The 4747-nt window shown below is 56.4% G+C and carries 5 protein-coding genes and 1 pseudogene; all 6 read right to left on the bottom strand.

The window, feature by feature from the left end; genetic code table 11:
• Nucleotides 1-180, bottom strand: a pseudogene (locus tag Q0C48_RS02605) (glycosyltransferase); the annotation flags it as partial.
• A complete protein-coding gene (locus Q0C48_RS02610; RefSeq protein ID WP_291521265.1) occupies nucleotides 177-794 on the bottom strand; it encodes a putative colanic acid biosynthesis acetyltransferase in 618 nt (205 codons plus the stop codon). The pseudogene Q0C48_RS02605 and the gene Q0C48_RS02610, both read right to left, overlap by 4 nt.
• Nucleotides 795-861: 67 nt before the next feature.
• Nucleotides 862-2052, bottom strand: coding sequence for a glycosyltransferase (locus tag Q0C48_RS02615; protein ID WP_291521267.1), 1191 nt, complete (start codon nucleotides 2050-2052; stop codon nucleotides 862-864).
• The gene (locus Q0C48_RS02620) at nucleotides 2049-3185 is read right to left on the bottom strand and encodes a glycosyltransferase family 1 protein (protein WP_291521269.1); all 1137 of its coding nucleotides are present in this window, start codon (nucleotides 3183-3185) and stop codon (nucleotides 2049-2051) included. Before Q0C48_RS02620 ends, Q0C48_RS02615 begins: the two co-directional genes overlap by 4 nt.
• Nucleotides 3186-4454, bottom strand: coding sequence for a glycosyltransferase family 4 protein (locus Q0C48_RS02625; RefSeq protein WP_291521271.1), 1269 nt, complete (start codon nucleotides 4452-4454; stop codon nucleotides 3186-3188).
• Nucleotides 4451-4747: hypothetical protein (locus Q0C48_RS02630; RefSeq protein ID WP_291521274.1), on the bottom strand; the 297-nt coding region annotated here is incomplete at its 5' end. The genes Q0C48_RS02630 and Q0C48_RS02625, both read right to left, overlap by 4 nt.

The raw sequence follows: 4747 nt of genomic DNA on the forward strand, positions 1-4747 counted from the left end.
GCTACGGAAGCGGAACCCCTCATAGCCCGCCGCCACCCGCCACTGCGGATAATGGGGCAGGCCGCAGATCACCTCCACCGCATGTCCCTGTGCAGTTAGCCATTCCGCCATCTCGCCGGTGTACTTGCCGATGCCGGTGGGCTCGGGGGCGTAGTTGAGGCCGTAGATGAGGATATTCATACGTGCGCCTCCTGCATCTTATCCTCGTCCTCGGCAAGTACCCGTTTTTTGAATGGTTTTGCTGGGCTACCCTTGGCCAGCATCAGATCAGGAATATCCTCGAATACGGAACTGCGGGCGCCTACCACCGCGCCCCGCCCGATGCTGACGCCCGGCGCAACGAACACATCCGTCGCAAGCCATGCCTCCGCGCCGATCAGGATGGGTTTTGCATGAATATCAAATGTCGGCTTGGTATAATCATGGCTGCCCGTACAGAGATAACAACGCTGCGACACCACGGCATTGGCGCCGATATCAATCTCGCCCAGGCTGTACAGCACCACCTCATCACCAACCCAGGCGGAATCCCCAATAGAGACTTTCCACGGATAGGTAATGCGTACGCTGGGGCGAATGATAACGCCTTTCCCGATCTTCGCGCCGAAGCGCCTTAACAAGAAGCGGCGCCAGCCATAAAGAACTTGCGGTGACCACGCGAACAGACAGGCCTGGACGAGCCACCAGACCTGTACGTACCATCCCGACCGACCGCGGAACGTGCTGGGCACCCGAAAGCGCGACAGGTCCTGAACAAGCATCATCGTCTCTTCGGCCTGATTCTGTTCACTCATGCGTATCCAAATATATGCGGCTTCCAGTAAGCCAGTTAATAGGCCAACTTTTGATTATACAATTATGTTATAGACTATTTGTCTTTCTTTCGCGAATAACCGATGCGTATTCCCGCGAGAGCGCATCCACAATATTAGGCCAAGAATAGCGTGTCCGGGCCGCCTCTCGCCCCGCCCACCCCATGACGCCTTTCCGATCTGGGTCCACCAACAGCGCGATCACCGCCTCCGCAACCTCATCGCTGTCGCAGCGCGTCACCAGGCCAGCCCCCGACTGGGCGACCTCCGCATAAATATTCACCTGATCCGAGATCACCACCGGCAAGGCGCAGGCCATGGCCTCTACCACGGTCATGCCAAAGTTCTCCGTATAAGACGGCAATACGAAAACATCCGCGTCCACATAGGCCTGAATCACATCCGCCCCATCCAGATGCCCGACGAAATGCACCGCCTCCGCCAAGCCACGCTCGGCCACCCAAGCCCGCACCTGTTGCCCGAAGCGGTCATTTTCCGGGCCGACGATGGCAAGCTGCGCACCGGCGACCCGCCGCCGGATCGTTTCAAAGGCCGGGATTAGCAGATCAAGCCCCTTCTTGGGATGCAGCCGCCCTAGAAACAACACCAATGGGGCATCACCCAGTTTCAGCGTTGCACGGAAAGCCCCCCGTGCGGGCAATTGTGCATACTGGCCCCAATCAACGCCGTTCGGTATCACGAACGACGGCGCGCGCAACCCGAGAAACGCCGCCCGCTGCCGTTCATCCTCCGCTGTATAGTGTATTCCACCGGCCCCATGCAGGTTGGGGAGATCGAACCAGCGTTCATACAGACGCTTGAGCAGAACGTTGCGCGAGCTCTTCGTGTACAGATACGGGTCCAAGGCGCCATGTGGCGTGATCACATAAGGTACTTTCTGCTTGCGTGCCCGATAGGCGGCATAGGTCGGTGGAAAGCGGTACAAGCCGTGGATATGGATAATATCGAAGGTGGCGATATTGTTTTTGATAAAATGTTTGAGCTGTGCAGAAAATGTAAGAGGCCGGAACTGCGCTGGGAAATAAAGCACTTGCACGCGATTATGGCAAATCGTAGCTCGACCAGGCGGCCGTAATACCCCATGGGGATAATCCAGATTGGTGGTGCAAACCGTCACATCATGGCCTACATGGGCCTGCGCACACGCCAAAGCCATTGCCACCGATACGGGTCCCCCGTAGCGCGGCGCGAAAGACTCAATGACGTGCAGGACTTTCATGCCGACTCCGAACGATGATTGCCACTACCGACCGCACGATAAGCGTCTACATAACCAGCGATCATTGCCTCTGTCGTATACCGTTTAGCATTCTCAAGCCCGCGACCAAGCAACGCATCCCGATCGTCCCACGCCCCGGCAATGGTAGCAGCCGCGCCCTTGGGGTCAGACACATCAAAATAAATCGCACCCTGCCCACCCACCTCCGTCATCGGTGCCCGGTTGGTTGTGGCGACCAGACAACCGCAGGCCTGCGCCTCCACAATCGGCCAACCGAAGCCCTCCTGCAATGACGGAAATAAAAGCAACGCAGCGCCCGAATACAGCGCTCGCAGGTCTTCATTATCGACAGGCCCGGTTTGGATAAGTCGAGCACCATGCCCCCGCGCTAGAAGCCAATTCTCCACCTCTGCTTCGAGCGCTTTGCCGGCGATGACCAGTTGAAATGTGCCAAACGTGTCATGCTGGGCCAGCGCATCAAAAATTCGCGCCAATCCGGGGCGATTTTTATACCAATTATTGCTACCCACATGCAGGACGTACGGCGTGTCTCCCACACCCAATCGATCCAAACGCGCCTTCCTTTCGGCTTGATCCATCGGGTGATATGGGTAATTCAACGCATTAGGCACAACCGATGTGCCGCTTAGAGCAGGAAAGCCTATGCGCCACCATTCTCGCTGGGTTTGTTCCGACACGCAGACCACATGGGCCGCACGTTTGAGTCCGCGCAATGTCCAACGCTGAAGAATACGCCCCGTTAGCCGGGTGGGATTCTCAGACACCTCCCCCAAAGCACTGCGTATGGCCAACATATCGTGGCAAGTCACGACACTCGGTTTATTGCCCAGCATCGACGCATACATCCCGTTTCCCTGATCAGCGATATGTACCACATCAAAGTGCCGCGCCCGCCATCTCAACAGCGGTGGAAAAAGCAGGTAACGGTCCATATACCCCAACCATTTACTGAGCCCTTCATCGCCGCGTTTTAAGCGGCCAAAGACGGGCGTTGACCTTATCAAACGCACATCCACACCGGCGATTTCCAGTCCTTGGACGAGTAGTTCCGCATAACGATGCATGCTTTGCTGGTAACCGAGCGGATAATTGCCCACTATCAGAACTTTCATTCAGGCAACCTCGTTCCCACATAATGAGCCGAGAAAATCCGCAACATTCGATTCATACCGCTCCCAAGTAAACATTTTGGCGCGCTCCCGGGCGTTTTGCCCCATGCGCAGACGTTCTTCCGGGTGCGCACGCAGGTATTCCAGCTTTTCCACGATGGCATCCACATCGCGGATCGACACGACGAAGCCGTCAATGCCGTCGCGCACCAGATCGCCCGGACCGTTGGGTGTGGTAATCACCGGCAATCCCGAGGCCATGGCCTCCAAAACGACAAGAGGCATACCTTCGAGCAGGCTGGGAAACACAAACACGTCGGCGCTCCGGTAGATCTCGGGGAGATCCGCCTGTGGTACATGGGGTATATGCTTGAAGTCGTCTCGGAATGGCGCAAATGAGCTCGAATCGTCGGGGTGATTTCCCACAAGAACGAGTTCCGTGTTGGGGCCTTTAAAACGCTGATAGGCGCGCAGCAGGTAGGAAACCCCCTTACGCTGCACGATACTTCCGACAAATAACGCCCTGAATGTTTTTTTCAGATCTGCGGCCTCTCGCGCCGGTGAAAACCGTTCAATATCGGCACCATAAGGAATGACAATGATCTTCTCTGCAGGGAATCCATCTTCCATAAAGGCGTTGCGTGCGAATTGCGATCCGACCAGTATCCGATCGGCCCGTTCACACTCTATATCCAATTTTGGCTCTACCCAGGCGGGTGTCTGACTCCAGTCGGGGAGCGTCACGGCAAAAGAGGGCTCCAGTTCGCGCTCCTCCGCCACGAAGCGCTGTATGTAACGATGATGGGCGATAGGATAGTTGAGCACTTTAACGCCGGATGCCCGTGCAAACGCTTTGTGACTCACTAGATAACTGCCCACGACCACGCGGGCGTTTTGGGCGTAGCGGCCGGCCACCGCCGCAAGATGCTGCTGAATGCTCCAATGGAGATTCTCCGCCAGCGCCTTGCCTCGCACGCCCCCAAAGTGCAGAGCACCGGCACGGACGAAATCCTGCCATACGGCTGCTTCGCGGATATCACCTCTGACCAGTCCAAGCGGCATCGTCCTGCGGCCAAAGGTCTTGGTATACAAGCGCCCTAAGCCAGGTAGGCGCTCGACGGTGGCCTCCCACGCTCGATGCTGATTCGCGTAGGGACGGATATATTGCTGTAGCAACCCTTGCTGCGCCAACGCTGCGGCCAGGTGATTTAACTCCGGTGCCGTGTAGTTAACAACCAGGACGCTGGATTTCCCAGTCGGGGATATGCTCATCGTTCCGACCTTGCAAGGGCAACCGCACCGTCATGTTTCGTAGTGGCGAATTTATTCGCCGCCAAGGTGACACCCAGGAAAATCCATGTGTATCCGTTCATCGGACCTTGTACTGTGATCTCCCCCATCAGAATGAGTTCCCCGGCAAAGCTGAAGAGCATGAGTGCCAGCGGGTCATGATTCTTTCGGGTGGATTTCCACACCTTTATCAGCAACCACAGGGTAAACCATACTCTGAAGGGCATTTCGAATAACAAAAATTTCACGACTTGAGAATGGAATATTCCCCTTTC

This window comes from Acidithiobacillus sp., assembly GCF_023255755.1.
Taxonomy (GTDB): domain Bacteria; phylum Pseudomonadota; class Gammaproteobacteria; order Acidithiobacillales; family Acidithiobacillaceae; genus Acidithiobacillus.

Excerpts from the sequence above, each read along its gene's own strand:
- Q0C48_RS02610 (WP_291521265.1), bottom strand. The coding sequence starts at position 794 with ATGAGTGAACAGAATCAGGCCGAAGAGACGATGATGCTTGTTCAGGAC.
- Q0C48_RS02615 (WP_291521267.1), bottom strand. The coding sequence starts at position 2,052 with ATGAAAGTCCTGCACGTCATTGAGTCTTTCGCGCCGCGCTACGGGGGA.
- Q0C48_RS02620 (WP_291521269.1), bottom strand. The coding sequence starts at position 3,185 with ATGAAAGTTCTGATAGTGGGCAATTATCCGCTCGGTTACCAGCAAAGC.
- Q0C48_RS02625 (WP_291521271.1), bottom strand. The coding sequence starts at position 4,454 with ATGAGCATATCCCCGACTGGGAAATCCAGCGTCCTGGTTGTTAACTAC.